Here is a 15821-nt window from a genome sequence, read left to right on the forward strand (position 1 = left end):
ATGGTTTAAGCAAGTGCCTTAATTTCTTTTCCTAATTGATCCAAGCCGTTTTCAAAAACTGACCAGTCTTGTGTAAGTTTCAGTAGCAAGAGACTCCCCTGTATCGTTGAGATGATATGCTGAGCTTGCGTTTTAGAACGCGCTTGAGTCCAACCTGTGATTTCCATAATCCTCGCTTGAATCAATGCTGTCCACGTCTCCATGAGCTGTCCCAACAACTCACGAAAATCTTTATCCTCACTCGCGCCAAGTTCAACGACGAGGTTTCCTACAGCACAACCATAATGTTGTGTTTCATCCTCATGCACCTGAATTTCCCAGTTTAGCATTGCAAGCAAAGCTTGTTTGGGGTCCTCCATCTGGCGCAATAGAGGATCAAAACATTGTGTTTCCCAGTCGTTACTGTGAGAACGAATCACTTCTAAGCAGATTTCTTTTTTTGATAAAAAATAATGATAAAGTTGTCCTTTTCCAGTACCCGAGTCCTCGAGAATATCTCGGATAGAAGTTGAGGCATATCCTCTTTGACAAAAAAGTTTTTTACTGCTCTCAATGATTTTTTCTTTTGCTTCTGACACTTTACACGCTCCAATCATTTTACCTACCGCTTGGTACAATATTAATATACCAAATTATGGTGCCTTGACCAAATAATTGAACTGGAAATTTTTGTTTCTTAGGATTTATTTTTACTCAATTAAAAATAGTTATAATAGATGAGGATATTAAAAATGTTTATAATTTGTTATACTAAGTATATATTGGATATTAAAACTATATTGGAGGTTTTATGAAAAAAACATTACTTTTCTCTACTGCATTAATAAGTATTTTTGCACTAAGTGGGTGTTCTGACACAACAAAAAAGCACACTCAAATTGAAAATAATCAAGACTCGAGTGTCACAAAAACTTCAAAAAACTCAGCAGAATCTCGTTCGTCAAGCACTAGCGAAAGTACTGTTTCTTCCACAGATACACCTTCAAAAGAAACGGCACAAACTACATCTCCTTCTTTTGAAGGTTATACTGCCGAACAAATTGAATATGCGCGCGTCACAGAGGCAATAATTCATTATTATAAAGGTGATTATCAACCTGTGTCTATTGATGTTACTAAAAATGGACAAAATCACCAGGTTTTCCCTTTTAAAGGCTCTGTAATTATTCCTCAAGAAACTGTCACTTTATCCTTTAGCAAAGATAATACAATGGCTGGGACAACAATTATTACTTATAGCTCTAATCATGATGGTTCAATAAATTTTTATAAAGATCCTAACCATTATCAAGATGAAAGATACCTTAAAGATCCTTCATGGGTTGAGAAGGAATCTCAAAAATTACTAGACAGCAGGCAGGAACTAGACATCCCTGTTTCATATGATCAGGAAGCTGCTCAAATTATTTCCAAAATACAAATAAAATAAAAATGGAAATTTTTGTTTCTATCTCAGCTTTAAAAAATCCCAAAACAAAAACCTACTCTGTTTAAGGCCATATACCTTAAGCGGAGTAGGTTTTTCTGATATGTGTTTTAAATTACCCCAACAAGGATGAAGAGGATAACGATAATCCCAAGTGCAATACGGTACCAACCAAATATTTGGAAGTCACGGCGTTTGATGTAATTCATCAAGAATTTAATAACGAAGATAGATACAACATAAGCAACAACCATTCCAACGATAAGGGCAATCACTTCTGAGAGACTAAAGTGAAGGCCGAATTTCAAGAGTTTGAAGGCTGAGGCACCAAGCATAGTTGGTACTGCAAGGAAAAAAGTAAACTCAGCAGCAACGACACGTGAGACACCGATGAGCAAAGCACCAATAATTGTTGCGCCTGAACGAGATGTACCTGGAATCATTGAGAGAACTTGGAACATCCCGATGATCAGTGCAGTTTGATAGGTGATTTCTTTCATTGTATTGATTTTTGGTACACGTGTTTTATTCCAACGTTCAATCACGATAAAGGCGATACCATAGACAATCAGCATAATGGCAATTGTCAATGGTGTCCCGAAATTTTCTTCTAAGAAATCATTCAAGAATAAGCCAAATACAGCAGACGGAAGGAAGGCAACGACAACCTTAACCCACATGTTAAAGACAGAGCGTTTGATGCGCACACCTTTACCTTCAACATTAACAAAAGGATTCATCTGTGACCAGAATTCCACAATAACCGCAATAATTGCGCCTAATTGAATGACGACAAAGAACATATCTTTGAAAGATTGTGTCATGTCGGTATGAATGAAGGCATCCACTAAAAGCATATGCCCTGTACTTGATACAGGTAACCACTCTGTAATTCCCTCGACGATGCCGAGAAAAATAATTTTCAAAAGTTCAATAAAATTTAAATCCATTTTTCCTTATATCCTATTCATTAATGAGGTAGAAACTGCCATCTGTAACTTCAACCGTCAAAGCTTTCTCTTGATTTCCTGTCTGATAAGGAAACTCTTTTTTGACATGATTTACATAAAGTTCTTCTGCCTCTGCATTTAAGCCTGGCCATTGACTGTTTATCATTTTCAATTGACCATCTTTTTTAACAATTTTGCTGCGCTCTTTCAGACGAAGATTTTCAAAAATAGTTGCACCATCATTTGAAGCAAAATCCATACTTTGTGCTGTTACACGTTTTAAAACAGACGCACCGTCATTAGAAGTTACTTTCAAATGCCCCGACAAAGTCACATCTCGCAACTGCCACGCAGCATCACTAATATTCATGGTGAGCTGGTTTCCTTTAACTTTTTCTAAGGCAAGACCTCCATCTCGAAGATTGATTTTGAGGCTTTCAACTTTCAAGTCACGTAAAGTTTTTTGTCCCGACGTACCGTCAATAATAATTTTTTGGAAATCCATATCTTCTGGTACAGTTACAATTATTTTTTCCTGACCCATTTTACCAAAATTAAGACCTAAATTGAAGTCAAAGGCGCTTTTTTCTAAATACCTATGATCCCACTCTATAAATTAGTTGTTCTATTTTACAGAGGTAGATTGTTTTAATTTATTAAGATAATCAATAGCAAGATTAATTTCATCAAATCTTTTTCTAAAACGTTTCCCTTTAATTGTCTTTTCAACCGTAAACTTAATTTTCCCGCCTTTCCTCTCCCTATATAAATTTGGAATTTCTTCTATGGGGGTATTTCTTCCAGTATCATATGGAATAGTTGAGTAAACTATTTCATTCTTTTTTTGATTTGTCATCTTCTCTTCTTTTAGATTATACACGAGATTAAAATAATCTCCTCGTTGCATGATCTTGTTAACTTTTCTTCTTCTATTCTCAGGAAATGATTCAAATAATTCGTTCAAACCATTGTAAGTTGTTATTTTATTTTCAACAACCGAGACATCCAAAGTTTTTTTCAAGCTCCTTACTTCTTCATTTATTTCCTGTAATATCTCTTTATAGTATTTTTTCAAATGATCACTTGAATCATTTTCTTTCAACATTTTCTCAAAATAATAAATTTCTTTTTCAAGATTCTCAAGTTTTCTTAAATCATTCAACTTATTAAATCGCCTTCCCATAAAAAAGTTTTTTTATTTATTCAATCAATTATATCATTTTAGATTTAGGACTTTGGTTAATTCAGAAAAAATTATCCCAATATAATATCGGAAGAATTTTTTCTGAATTAACCAAAATAAAAGAACTTATTCATATTATTTTTGGCCATATCTAAGAGTGAGATCGCAATTTTTGGTGCAACCGCAAAAGAAATAAGCATTATAATCCCACCGAATAAAGGTTTAGTTTCTTTCTCATGGTCAATTTTACCCTTAACCGGCTTGCCTAACTGATTCAATAATTCTCATTTCAACATTTCATACCCTCTCGTATATCTAATACACTTTTATCATAATTTACCAATAACAAAAGGATGTTTCTGCATCCAAATTGCTTATTATTTCTCAGAAATACGCTCATTTGTATCCTTATTAAAGAAATGAGCTTTATTTAAATTCATCGTAACCACAATTTTATTCCCAGGTTCACGGAAATCACTTGCTTTTGCACGTGAGACAAATTCAATATCATTCTTCCTCAGAAACATCATTGTCTCAGGGTCTAATAATTCCGAAACAACGACTTTAGTTTCAACTTGAGAATAGGGATACGCATCTTCTTGCAAAGTCCCAGCTGAAATATCTTCTGGCCAAACACCTAACCAGACTTTTTTTCCATCATATTCTTGGCTTTTCAATATTTTTTCTTGACCTTCAGGCAATGCAAATTCAAACCCTGATAAACTAGAAACTTTATTACCATTAGCTGATAATAGCAATACGATCCACAAAAGTCATTGCCTCTATCTGATCATGAGTGACATAAATTGTTGTTGCCCCGATTCGACGATGGATTTTCGCAATTTCCGTACGCATAGAGACACGTAGTTTTGCATCTAAGTTCGACAATGGCTCGTCCATGAGGAAAAACCTTAGCATCACGGACAATAGCACATCCCAGTGCAAACTTCTGATTCAACACGTTGCTTTTTGGATTATTAAGATTTACATTCATACTCAAAATACTAAAGTGATTTTTCAAGTTTGAGAAGCACATAATTTATCTAATTATTTATAGCTCATATTTTTTTGCTATTTCCATTACCATAATTTAAATGCTCGCTTAAACCAACCAACACTATTAATCTTTTTAAGTTCTTCCTTTACGGTATTAAGTTTATCCGCTGTCTTTCCCAAGTTTTGTGTCAAAGTCTTATTGTCAGATTCAAGCTTTACATAATACTTTATTTCTTGCTTGTAATTCTCAAGTTTGCTTTCTTCTTCCGTAACCAAATCTTGTATATTTTGAACGTTGCTCTCTGTTGTTTTAAGTAATTTAAGCTCTTCTGACTTTTGAATTTCAAGGTCTTTAATTTGTTTTTTGAGTGGAGCTATACTATAAAAGTAGACACAAATATGTGTGTTATAATCTGTCTAAGAAGACACAAAAATGAAAGGACTTTTATGTCAGGCTTTAAACGTTACGACGAGGAATTCAAACAATCTCTCGTCAACCTCTATCAAACAGGTAAAACTCAATCCGAACTCTGTAGAGACTATGGCGTCTCCGTCTCTGCTCTTGCAAAATGGATTAAGCAGTACTCTCAAGTTCGTCTTGAAGATAATACGGTGTTGACTGCCAAACAGATTCAAGAATTACAAAAAAGGAATGCACAACTTGAGGAAGAAAATCTGATCTTAAAAAAAGCGAGTGCCATATTCATGCAAAACTCCAAGTGAGATTAAAAGCAGTCTATAGACTCCGATTTGAACACACGACAGTTATGCTCTGTCGTGTTTTACATGTCAATCGTTCCACCTACTATAACTTCATTAACAAGAAGCCTTCGAAGCGTGAAATAGAAAATCAACGCTTGAGAAAATTACTCCTTGAGATTTATATGAAAGCTAAGAAAAGAATTGGAACGAGAGCTTTTAAAATCATTCTTCTGCGTGATTATGGCGTTAATATTTCTGAAGGCCGTATCTTACGACTTCTCAAGTCTATGACACTCCCTAAAATGTCGACCATTAAACCTCGGGTTAAATCAAAACACTCTCCTGCATTTTCTTCTGATAATCTCCTTAAACAAGAATTTAATCCGAAGTCCCCGAATCAAGTTTGGACAACTGATTTCACTTATATTTCTATAGGACCTAAGCGTCACGTTTATCTCTGCGCCATTCTTGACCTCTACTCTAGAAAATGCATCGCTTGGAAAGTAAGTGATAAGATTGATGCTAAACTTGCTTGTGACACCCTAGAGATGGCTATAAATAAGAGAAAACCTAAGGAACCAATTATTTTTCATTCAGATCAAGGGAGTCAATTTAAATCAGCTTCCTTTAGAAAAATATTAGATGAGCATCAGTTACTTGCTTCTTACTCTAAACCTGGGTATCCTTATGATAATGCCGTAACTGAGGTCTTTTTCAAGTACCTTAAACAAAGAGAAATTAATCGAAGAACTTATCACACCATTCAAGAGGTTCAACTCTCTTGCTTTGAATACATCGAACAATTCTACAACAACTATAATCCTCATTCTGCCAACAATGGTTTAACTCCAAATCAGAAGGAAGAAAAATATTTTAAGAAAATATAGCTCATTTTATGTCCAATTATTTGACATTAGTCCAATTTTTGTACTTCCCAAGATAATGGACTGCGAATGAACTGTTCCTTCGTTCCCCTTTTCCAAGCAAAAGTAATATGATCCAGTAAAGCCAAATATAAATAATCATTTGCTTTTTGACCTAAGTTTTTTTCCCCGTATTCAACTAAGCTATTAACAAGGCAAATCATTCGTTCCTCAGAATGACTCATTAGATAACTAAAATGTTCTAACCGATCTTTAGAATCAAGTACATATACTTTTTCAATCTCAGAATCTATAATTGGTTGGCCAACCTTTTTTTTAAAAGAAATTCCAGATGAGTATATGATTGATTCATGACCACCCTTATCAATAATTGCAACATTATTATTTAATATCTTTTTAACCTTCAACATTTACTCCTTTCCAGAAAAAAACTCAGACCGTATAGTAAAGCAACCGTGTTAACGGATTTCATTTACTATATGATCTGAGTCCTGCCTGCTTATCAGTTACATTACCCAAAGAGTAACTACATGGTTACCCTTAGTTTTTCTCTTACTTACACATAGAGTCTATCACATACAACATTATTTGTCAACGGTTACATAAACACTTGTAAGAAAATACTGAATATTGTCCTTGTTATAACAAACGGAGTCAAAAGAGGTGCAGACATTAGATGTTTCTTGACAGTAAGATTGGCCAAATAAGCTCTAACACCGAGAAAAGAGGTCTCAATATCATGTTCAAGATATTATATATTGTACAATATGATAATATATGCCATATAAAATATTTGCTGACAAGTGTGAGGCAATAATTTCAAAAGATATGATAAAATAAGTTAAAAATAGAGCGAAGGGAAAGGATCACATGCAAATTATAAAGCTCCGCGACCATGAGGAAAAGCTTGAACAAGCTGCAAACTGGTTTCACCATAAATGGGAGATTCCTCTTTCTGCCTATCAAGAAAGCATGGAGGCTTGCCTTCATGGCTCAGAAACCATTCCTCAATGGTATGTGATGATACATGAGTCAGAAATTATTGCCGGCCTTGGAATTATTGAAAATGATTTCCATAATCGTAAGGATTTATCCCCTAATATTTGTGCTTTGTATGTGGAAAAAGACTTCCGAAGACAAGGGATTGCGGAAAAGTTACTGCAAGAAGCTTGTGATGATATGAAGACGCAAGGAATTCACAAGCTCTATCTTGTCACTAACCATACTCATCTTTATGAACGCTACGATTGGGAATTTATTGGCTTTGTTCAAGCTGAAGATGAGGACGAGAGATTACGTATGTATTCTTACCAAACCTAAAAAAAAACTCCTAATTAGGAGTTTTTTTATTTTTCTTGTGGTCTTTCATATTTTAGTCCCATCGCATTGATTGAGACAACCACAGTTGAGATGCTCATCAATACTGCAGCTGCCAGTGGATCAATAGAGATACCAAAGGTTGGGTAAAGAATTCCTGCCGCAACAGGAATGGCAATGATATTATATCCTGCCCCAAACCAAAGATTTTGTTTCATTTTGCGATTAGAGCGTTTTGCAATCTCAATCAGTGCTAAAACATCACTCGGATGTGAATTGACCAAGACAACATCTGCTGTATTGATGGCGACAGATGTTCCACCTCCGATCGCAATGCCGAGATCACTTGTAGCAAGCGCAGGCGAGTCATTGACACCATCACCGATAAAGAGAACACCGCCTTTTTCTTGATAATTTTGAACAATATTTGCTTTATCTTCTGGCTTTAATTCCGCACGGTATTCAGCAATACCAAGATTTTTTGCAATTTTTGCTGCGGTGGCTTCATTATCTCCGGTCAGCATTACAGGTGTGATATCACGTTTTTTCAACTCTTCAATAAAGAATTTCGCATCTTCTTTTGGTGAATCACCTAAAGCAACAAAGCCGTAAAGTGTTTTATCCGAAACGAGGAAGGAAACCGTTAAGCCTTGATCAAAAACCTTTTGGACTTCTGCTTCATCAATCGTGATGTCATTTTCTTTGAGGTAAGCGTAAGAAACGATACTGTAATTTTTCCCTTGGACTGTCCCTTTCAAGCCCACACCAGGAAGGTTTTCCAGATTTTCTGCTTGTAACTTCAAATCGTCAACAGCATTGACAATGGAGAGGGCAATAGGGTGTGTTGAGCCACTTTCTAATGCGGCCATAACTTGTAGTATATCTACCTTATCATCCTTAGCCAAATCAACAACTTGACGTACACTAAATTTTCCGTCTGTTAATGTACCGGTTTTATCCATCAGCGCATATTTTATTTTACTAATAGATTCAAGGGAGGTACGATTTTGAATCAATAAACCATTTTTAGCCGAAAGGTTGGTTAAGCGTGCCACGACTAAAGGTACAGCCAAACCTAAAGCATGAGGACAAGCAATGACAAAGACGGATACCGCAGTCATGAGCGCAAAGCTCAATGAAGAAGTCATCGTCCAAATGATAAAGGAAGCAAGACCCACGCTCAATGCTGCCCAGAAAAGCCAACCTGCCACACGATCTGCTAAGTTTTCACTGGCAGATTTTTGCTTTTGCGCCTTCTCTACCAATTGCGCAATTTGCGCCAGAAGAGAATCTTTTCCTAGTGAAGTCACTTTCATTTCAAAAGGGAGGTTCTGGTTTAGAGAACCACCGTAAACTGTATCTCCTGCTTCTTTTGCGACCAAACGCGATTCACCTGTGATCATCGATTCATCAATAGACAAATGAGTCGTTTCTGATGTCACAATACCATCAGCTGGAATACGTTCGTTTTCTTTTACGAGAAGAATATCGTCCACTTGAAGCTCAGAGATGGCTACATCTTTTCCCTCTTTCAGATGTGCTTTTTTAGGAATGAGGGATGCGAGGTCCTTAAGAGCATCGCCTGCACGACTCACTGCCCGCATCTCTATAATATGACCTGCCAGCATGATAACAATCAGGGTCGAGAGCTCAAACCAAAAGTCCATTGCCTCCCCACCTGTCCATAATAAGACCGTAGCATAAACAGAGTAAGCATAAGCCACGACAATCCCCATCGTAATGAGCATCATCATCGCCGGTTTCCGGGATTGGAATTCGCCACGTGCGCCGCTAAAGAAAGGAGTGCCACCATAGAAGAAAATGATAGATCCTAAAATAAGTCTGACAATCGAATCGCCTTGAAAGCTAATCAGCTGAAATCCGGCAATACTTGAAATAGCAAGCAAAGGCACCATGAGCGCAATACTGACCTTTAGCTTCTTGCCCATATTACCCATGTGCATCATATGCCCTCCATGGTTCATCATATCGTGTCCGTCATGTTGATCCATTTCTGCCATATCATGCATCTCGTGATGCATATGCTCTTTATGTACATCTTTCATCTCAACCTCCTTAAATTTTTCTGTTCTTTTAATAACTCTACACCTATAGTTTACATATGTAAACTTATAAAGTCAAGTAAAAACTGAAAAATTTCGAAAGAGGAAGCTCCCTCCTTCTGTTTTGCGTAAAATAAAAAGTGGAAATAATTCCACTTCTCTCTTTATTTACTTGTCACTTGACCAATCACCAGGTTGGCAATGACATTCCCCGTTTTTGTAAGGTTGATATTTTCTAAGCGCTCCGCATTTGTAAAAGCAACAATAATTTCTGTTCCTTTACCTGCAGCTTTAATTTTTTGCAGATCCATATCCGCAATCTTATCTCCTTTTTTAAGCACTTGTCCTTCAGAAACAGCCAACTTAAATGGTTCGCCCTTGAGTTCAACCGTATCTAAGCCCATATGTAAAAGAACTTCTAAGCCTGATTCTGTTTGAATCCCCATCGCATGTTTAGTTGGGAAGATATTTGTTATTTTACCTGAGAGTGGTGCAAATACTTCTTCTTTTGTTGGTAATATCGCAAAGCCATCTCCCATCATTTGGGCTGAGAAAACTTGATCCGGTACTTCCGTGATTGGCATAATTTTACCTGTTGCCACAGCAAATATTTCTTGCGTAATTGCTTTAGTTTCTGACTGAACAACCTCTTTTGCTGTTTCTACAATAGGATCCGGAACTTCTCCTGTTTGTTGAATTTTTTTCAATTCATCTGCTACAAATTGGACTTCTGTCCCTACGATGACTTAGACATTCTTCTTATCTAAAACCCGCACTCCAGGTACACCAGTTGCTTTGATTGCAGCTTGATTCACTAAGTCAGAATTTTCGACAGTCAAACGTAATCGTGTCGTACAATTGTCCACAGTTTTAAGATTATCTTTGCCAAGACCTTGATAAATACGGCCGGCAAGGTAAGCAAATTTTTCATCTGCAGAAGATAAATCTGGATCTTCTTCCCCTTCACCGCCTTCTTCACGACCTGGTGTCATCATGTTAAATTTCTTAATGACAAAGTCAAAAGTAAAGTAATAAACGACTGCCATAACCAAACCGAGCACGAGAAGCATATAAGGTTGATTCGCAATAGGCACGCGTAAGCTCAAGATGAAGTCGATGAGACCTGCTGAAAAGTTAAAGCCAGCAGTCCAATGGAAAAGCGCGGCAATAAACATCGAAATCCCTGTTAATACTGCATGCACAACATAAAGTGGCCAAGCCACAAACATGAAAGAGAATTCCAATGGTTCAGTTACACCAGTGAAAAATGAAGCAAATCCGGCAGCAAGCATAAGTGAAGCCGTCGCTTTTTTCTTTTCGGGACGTGCATTACGATAAATAGCATATGCCCCTGCAGGCAAACCAAACATCATGATAGGGAAGAAACCTGCTTGATAACGACCCGTAATCCCTTGAGTTCCTACGTTTTTCCAGAAATTACCAATGTCATTAATACCCGCAGCATCAAACCAGAAAACATTATTGAGCGCGTGGTGCATACCTGTGGGAATTAACAAGCGGTTCGAGAAACCGTAAATCCCAGCTCCTAAAGGACCAAGGTTAACAATAGCTTTACCAAAAGTGGTTAAGCCTCCGAAAACAGCTGGCCAAAGGAAAAGTAAAACAGCTGAAAGTGCAGCCATGATAACCGCAGTAAGTATGGGCACTAAACGACGTCCACTAAAGAAAGACAAGGCCATCGGCAATTTCGTATTGCTGAACTTATTATAGACTGCCGCTGCGATGAGACCCGCTAAAATCCCTATAAAAACGTTCCCGTTATTAATCTTTGTGAATGCAGTATTCACTTTTTCGACATCGATTCTTTGCAAAAGCGCCACAGAATCAGGATTGAGTAAGGTCATAGGCACAAGGAAAGACACTACCCCAGCCAGAGCTGCGGAACCGTCTTTGTCCTTGGACATTCCAAAGGCCAGTCCAACAGCAAAGAGTAAGCCTAAGTTATTCAGAATCGTTTGTCCGGCTTGAATCATAAAGGCTGCCAATACATTATTGGCGCCCCAGCCTGTAGGATCGATCCAATCCCCAATCCCCGTAAATAAAGCTGCAACAGGTAAAGTCGCAACCGGAAGCATGAGCGATCGGCCCATCTTCTGCATGTATTCTTTCATAAATCCTCCAAGAATAGAAAATTAAATAATTTACCAAAATGGCACGTACCAAAATCTCTACTTTTAAGTCTTCGTATCACTACTTCTTATTTCACTAAAGGTAAGAGTTAACTTTGGTTGACATATAAAAAGGCTATTGCCAATGCTTACACAATCGCCTTGTTTTCGTTACGTCTTCAACCTGTTAAAATTTAGGATATTTTCACTTAATAGAAGTAAATTTATTTGTACAGTATTATTTTAACATCTTCTTGGTGATTTTGGGGACTATATATGTGGAGGGGTTTATGACCTGTTAATATAGGACTTGATTTTTGCCTTTAGACTTTGCATCATAAAGTTTCTCATCAACAGTCTTCTTCAATGCTCTCTAATTCAAAATAGCAACAGCCAAACTCAAATAAGTCGCAAAGAGTATCCAGACAAAGTAGGGCAAGAGTAGGATTCCTGACCATTGATTAATTTTGAAAAATTTCTTAATACAGAGATAGACCACAATATCAAGAACAAAAATAACGAGCACGCCAAACCAGAAATAACCTTTGAAAAAGATGATACTCCAGATAAAGTTGAGGAATAGCTGGATAACATAAAGCATGAGGGCAGGCTGAGCTTCACTCTTTCTTAATTTTAAATTTTGAAAAACTATAAAACCTGCTACAGCAATCAAGGCATAGAGAATTGGCCAAACAATACCAAACAGATAATCTGGTGGCGCCAATGGGGGAAGTTGTAAATTGTTATAAATTGATTTGATATCACCAGCTAAAATACCTGATAAACTCCCAATTGCTTCTACCACAATGATAAACAACCCAGCAAGTAATATAGGTTTTAGTTTATTAGAATGTTTCATAATGCTCCTCCTCTTTTTCTAAGTTAACCGTTTTCTTTAGTATTTTCTTAATTTTAACACATCCCCTCTTTTAAAGGCAGTTATTCGTTTGCAAATTTTGCCTATGTTGGGTTGCCTAGAAAGCTTTATTTATACTCTTTACTCTGTATCTTCCTTTGGCATTACCTTATTTTTATTTTTTAAATTTCCTTTTTAATTGAATCGAAAATTAAAAATTGTTATAATAATTATAGCGCTTACATGATTAGTCCGGACATAGTCTTACCACCAACAGGAGGAACTATGATCAAAAATGGAAACACACGTTACTTAAAGATAGCCATAGCGACATTTGCCTTGGCTACACTTGGTTTTACTGGTGCGCATGCTCAAGCAGATGCCGCCGATGAAATGGTCAATCCCACCGATAAGGTTTTAGTCGGTTATTGGCACAATTGGAAATCAACAGGTAAAGATGGTTATAAATACGGAACCTCTGTTGATTTTGACCTTTCACAGACACAAGACGGATACAATGTTATTAACGTATCTTTCATGAAAACTCCTCAAGGAAGTACACTTCCAACATTTAAACCTTATAATAAGACCGATGCTGAATTCAGAGCTGAGGTTGCAAAACTCAATGCAGAAGGTAAATCTGTATTAATTGCACTAGGAGGTGCGGACGCTCACATTGAACTTACTAAAGCGCAAGAGGATGACTTTGTGAATGAGATTATCCGCCTTGTTGATACTTATGGCTTTGACGGTTTGGATATTGATTTAGAGCAATCTGCTATTGATGCAGCTGACAATAATACCGTCATCCCGTCAGCTTTACGGAAAGTTAAAGCACATTATCGTCAACAAGGTAAGAACTTTATGATTACGATGGCACCAGAATTTCCTTATCTTACGACTACAGGGAAGTATGCGCCTTATATCAATGGTTTAGAAGGTGATTACGATTATATTAATCCTCAATACTACAACCAAGGCGGCGATGGATTTTGGGATTCTGACTTAAACATGTGGATTTCCCAATCCAACGACGAGCAAAAAGAAGCCTTCCTCTATGGCTTAACACACCGTCTCGTCACTGGAACCGATAATTTCATCAAAATTCCAGCAAACAAGTTTGTGATTGGCTTGCCTGCAAATGAGGACGCGGCAGCAACAGGTTACGTCAAAAATCCTAAAGCGGTCGAAAATGCCTTAAAACGCCTAAAAGCTTCTGGTAATGAAATCAAAGGCTTGATGACCTGGTCCGTCAATTGGGATGCAGGTAAGAACGCAACTGGTGTAAATTATAACAATTCCTTCGTCAACACCTATGCTCCAATGCTTTTTGGGGACACTGGGGGCGGAAATGAAGCAAAACCAACACTTCCAATAATCACAGTTTCTGATCTTACAGAAACCAGTGCTACAATTCATGCAAAATCAACAGACACATCTGGGATAGCCAACTACGAGATTAAAGTTGGGGGAAAAACTTATACAAGTAAAGATGGATTGCAAGCTATCTCAGGCCTTAAAGCTGCAACGACTTATACCGTTGAAGTCGTCGCAATCAATAATGCTGGCATTCGTTCTGATAGTGCAAGCACGACTTTTAGCACGGCAGGTGACACAGTAACTCCTGAAAATACATGGCTCAAGGATAAAGAATATTGGACGGGTGACCGCGTCTACTACAATGGAAAAGAATACGAAGCAAAATGGTGGACCAAGGGTGATCAGCCTGACTTGTCAGGTGCTTACGGTCCTTGGAAAGAAATATGATGTGCTTTAACAAGCAGAAAGGAGCAAAGTTATGAAAAAAATGTTTATTGGGTTTTTAATCACTTTAGGAGTATTGGGCGCTTCATTGGCTTTCAATACTAAAACGGTCTTGGCTCACGGTTACGTTGAGAGCCCTCCTGCACGTGGTTATCAAGGAAAGCTTGATTATGAAAAATATGGCTGGACAACAGCTTATAATCTCTATGGAAATGTCATCACAAATCCTCAATCACTTGAAGCCCCTAAAGGTTTCCCTGAAAGCGGACCTGTAGATGGACGCATCGCCTCAGCGAATGGCGGTCTAGGACAAATCGCTGACTTTGTCCTAGATAATCAAACCAGCGACCGTTGGAAAAAAACAACAATAAACACTGGTGTCAATCAGTTCACGTGGAAATATACAGCACCACATAAAACAACCAAATGGCACTATTACATGACCAAAACAGGTTGGGATCAAAATGCGCCACTCAAACGTTCGGAGTTAGAGCTCATTGGTACTGTCAATCATGATGGCTCTACTGCTTCTAACAACTTGACACACTCTATCACTGTCCCAAGCAATCGTTCAGGCTACCATATCATCCTTGCTGTTTGGGATGTTGCTGATACACCAAATGCTTTCTACAATGTTATTGACGTCAATGTCCAAAATAATAATATGCTCTTTGGACCATTTGCTGCAGTTGAATAAACAGAAAGAAAAAGAACACTTCTCAAAGCGTTCTTTTTTACTTTTCGGATGTTTGGAGCCACTTGATGAGTTCTGCGGCGATTTCTTCTTGTTGTTTCTCATTTGAGATGTCCGCTTGATTATCACCTTTTTGAGCACCATAGCTGCCAAACCCGGCATGATTACCGCCATCCAGTGTTACATTCACCGTTTGTTGTGGCAGATAGGTTTTTGCCTTTTCATATGAAGACTGGTTGAGCACACCATCTTTTGAACCTACGAGGGATAAGACTTTTCCCTTGTAATCTTTCAAGCTTCCTTTTTGATCAGGATAACTTGCCAGGAAAAAGACACCTTCTAAGGCTGAATTATCTTGATGGCCTGCTGCAAAGCGACTGGCCATAACTCCACCTAGAGAATGACCGCCAACGATATATTGGGAGAGATGTTCATCCTTGATTACTTTCTCAGCCAGATCAGGATTAAAAATGGCAAGATTCAGAGGCTCTTTGAGAAGGTAAACAGAATATCCAGCTTCTGCTACTTTACTGGCCCAAATACTATAGCTTGCATTGTCCACCAAAGCGCCTTGATAAAAGATGATACTGGGTTTATCTGGATTGCCTTTAAAGACCAAAGCATTATCCAACTTCTCGGCTTGACTTGCACTCTTTGCCGCTTGAGGAGTAGGATGATAGGTACTGGACTTTATGTAGATAAATCCTGCAGCCAGAAGGACCAGCAAAATACTTACAACCCAGAGGCCTATTTTTTTGAATTTTTTCATTGGATTTTCCTTTTTAAAATGTTTTTCTTTTTATTTTAGTGAATTATAGTGCTTTGTTCAACTATTTTAATCAAACTAAAAGCCCTCA

General features: G+C 37.6%; 12 protein-coding genes and 4 pseudogenes. 5 read left to right on the plus strand and 11 right to left on the minus strand.

Going from position 1 to position 15821, the window contains the following annotated elements; translation table 11 throughout:
- Window positions 1-5: 5 nt before the first annotated feature.
- Window positions 6-578 carry a TetR/AcrR family transcriptional regulator gene (locus PYW30_RS05230; RefSeq protein ID WP_014024790.1) on the minus strand — a complete coding sequence of 191 codons (573 nt, stop codon included), beginning with the start codon at window positions 576-578 and terminating at the stop codon, window positions 6-8.
- 212 nt (window positions 579-790) lie between these two features.
- Between PYW30_RS05230 and PYW30_RS05235 the strand changes: the two genes are divergently transcribed.
- Window positions 791-1429, plus strand: coding sequence for a YdeJ family lipoprotein (locus PYW30_RS05235; RefSeq protein WP_042217720.1), 639 nt, complete (start codon window positions 791-793; stop codon window positions 1427-1429).
- 107 nt (window positions 1430-1536) lie between these two features.
- On the opposite strand, the gene PYW30_RS05240 is transcribed toward PYW30_RS05235, so the two are convergent.
- The 5 genes and pseudogenes from PYW30_RS05240 to PYW30_RS05260 all read right to left on the minus strand — a co-directional run bounded on the left by PYW30_RS05240 (window position 1537) and on the right by PYW30_RS05260 (window position 4831).
- Window positions 1537-2376: an undecaprenyl-diphosphate phosphatase gene (locus PYW30_RS05240; protein ID WP_004257193.1), complete on the minus strand. Its 840-nt coding sequence runs from the start codon at window positions 2374-2376 to the stop codon at window positions 1537-1539.
- 13 nt (window positions 2377-2389) lie between these two features.
- Complete coding sequence (locus PYW30_RS05245) at window positions 2390-2989, minus strand: DUF4097 family beta strand repeat-containing protein (RefSeq protein WP_255204093.1); 600 nt, start codon at window positions 2987-2989, stop codon at window positions 2390-2392.
- A gap of 12 nt (window positions 2990-3001) precedes the next feature.
- A complete protein-coding gene (locus PYW30_RS05250; protein ID WP_143467438.1) occupies window positions 3002-3538 on the minus strand; it encodes a hypothetical protein in 537 nt (178 codons plus the stop codon).
- Window positions 3539-3936: 398 nt separating this feature from the next.
- Window positions 3937-4511, minus strand: a pseudogene (locus PYW30_RS05255) (ATP-binding cassette domain-containing protein); the annotation flags it as partial.
- A 128-nt stretch (window positions 4512-4639) separates the two neighbouring features.
- Window positions 4640-4831: a hypothetical protein gene (locus tag PYW30_RS05260; protein WP_170238458.1), complete on the minus strand. Its 192-nt coding sequence runs from the start codon at window positions 4829-4831 to the stop codon at window positions 4640-4642.
- Window positions 4832-5002: 171 nt separating this feature from the next.
- Between PYW30_RS05260 and PYW30_RS05265 the strand changes: the two are divergent.
- Window positions 5003-6214, plus strand: a pseudogene (locus PYW30_RS05265) (IS3 family transposase).
- Here PYW30_RS05265 and PYW30_RS05270 read toward each other — a convergent pair.
- Window positions 6180-6548, minus strand: a pseudogene (locus PYW30_RS05270) (CAT RNA binding domain-containing protein); the annotation flags it as partial. The pseudogenes PYW30_RS05265 and PYW30_RS05270 overlap by 35 nt on opposite strands.
- A gap of 463 nt (window positions 6549-7011) precedes the next feature.
- Here PYW30_RS05270 and PYW30_RS05275 point away from each other — a divergent pair.
- A complete protein-coding gene (locus PYW30_RS05275; protein WP_042219789.1) occupies window positions 7012-7461 on the plus strand; it encodes a GNAT family N-acetyltransferase in 450 nt (149 codons plus the stop codon).
- 26 nt (window positions 7462-7487) lie between these two features.
- Here the strand turns inward: PYW30_RS05275 and PYW30_RS05280 are convergent, their stop codons facing one another.
- From PYW30_RS05280 to PYW30_RS05290, 3 genes and pseudogenes are all read right to left on the minus strand, one after another.
- Window positions 7488-9524, minus strand: coding sequence for a copper-translocating P-type ATPase (locus PYW30_RS05280; protein WP_042219790.1), 2037 nt, complete (start codon window positions 9522-9524; stop codon window positions 7488-7490).
- Between the two features lie 161 nt (window positions 9525-9685).
- Window positions 9686-11653, minus strand: a pseudogene (gene nagE / locus PYW30_RS05285) (N-acetylglucosamine-specific PTS transporter subunit IIBC).
- A 370-nt stretch (window positions 11654-12023) separates the two neighbouring features.
- Window positions 12024-12509 (minus strand): TspO/MBR family protein, encoded by a 486-nt coding sequence (locus PYW30_RS05290; RefSeq protein WP_042219793.1) that lies wholly within the window; start codon window positions 12507-12509, stop codon window positions 12024-12026.
- A 282-nt stretch (window positions 12510-12791) separates the two neighbouring features.
- Here PYW30_RS05290 and PYW30_RS05295 point away from each other — a divergent pair, with 282 nt between their 5' ends.
- Together PYW30_RS05295 and PYW30_RS05300 are read left to right on the plus strand one after the other, a co-directional pair.
- Window positions 12792-14273: a glycosyl hydrolase family 18 protein gene (locus PYW30_RS05295; RefSeq protein ID WP_042219795.1), complete on the plus strand. Its 1482-nt coding sequence runs from the start codon at window positions 12792-12794 to the stop codon at window positions 14271-14273.
- Between the two features lie 31 nt (window positions 14274-14304).
- On the plus strand, window positions 14305-14967 hold the full coding sequence (locus tag PYW30_RS05300) for a lytic polysaccharide monooxygenase auxiliary activity family 9 protein (protein WP_042219796.1): 663 nt from the start codon (window positions 14305-14307) through the stop codon (window positions 14965-14967).
- A gap of 37 nt (window positions 14968-15004) precedes the next feature.
- On the opposite strand, the gene PYW30_RS05305 is transcribed toward PYW30_RS05300, so the two are convergent.
- Entirely contained in the window at window positions 15005-15733 is a 729-nt protein-coding gene (locus PYW30_RS05305; RefSeq protein WP_042219798.1) for an alpha/beta hydrolase, read from the minus strand.
- Window positions 15734-15821 lie beyond the last annotated feature (88 nt).

This window comes from Lactococcus garvieae subsp. garvieae (assembly GCF_029024465.1).
Classification (GTDB): Bacteria; Bacillota; Bacilli; order Lactobacillales; family Streptococcaceae; genus Lactococcus; species Lactococcus garvieae.

What these genes read in the sequence shown, in the direction of transcription:
- PYW30_RS05235 (WP_042217720.1), top strand. Translation starts at nt 791, where the DNA reads ATGAAAAAAACATTACTTTTCTCTACTGCATTAATAAGTATTTTTGCA.
- PYW30_RS05240 (WP_004257193.1), bottom strand. Translation starts at nt 2,376, where the DNA reads ATGGATTTAAATTTTATTGAACTTTTGAAAATTATTTTTCTCGGCATC.
- PYW30_RS05275 (WP_042219789.1), top strand. Translation starts at nt 7,012, where the DNA reads ATGCAAATTATAAAGCTCCGCGACCATGAGGAAAAGCTTGAACAAGCT.
- PYW30_RS05280 (WP_042219790.1), bottom strand. Translation starts at nt 9,524, where the DNA reads ATGAAAGATGTACATAAAGAGCATATGCATCACGAGATGCATGATATG.
- PYW30_RS05290 (WP_042219793.1), bottom strand. Translation starts at nt 12,509, where the DNA reads ATGAAACATTCTAATAAACTAAAACCTATATTACTTGCTGGGTTGTTT.
- PYW30_RS05295 (WP_042219795.1), top strand. Translation starts at nt 12,792, where the DNA reads ATGATCAAAAATGGAAACACACGTTACTTAAAGATAGCCATAGCGACA.
- PYW30_RS05300 (WP_042219796.1), top strand. Translation starts at nt 14,305, where the DNA reads ATGAAAAAAATGTTTATTGGGTTTTTAATCACTTTAGGAGTATTGGGC.
- PYW30_RS05305 (WP_042219798.1), bottom strand. Translation starts at nt 15,733, where the DNA reads ATGAAAAAATTCAAAAAAATAGGCCTCTGGGTTGTAAGTATTTTGCTG.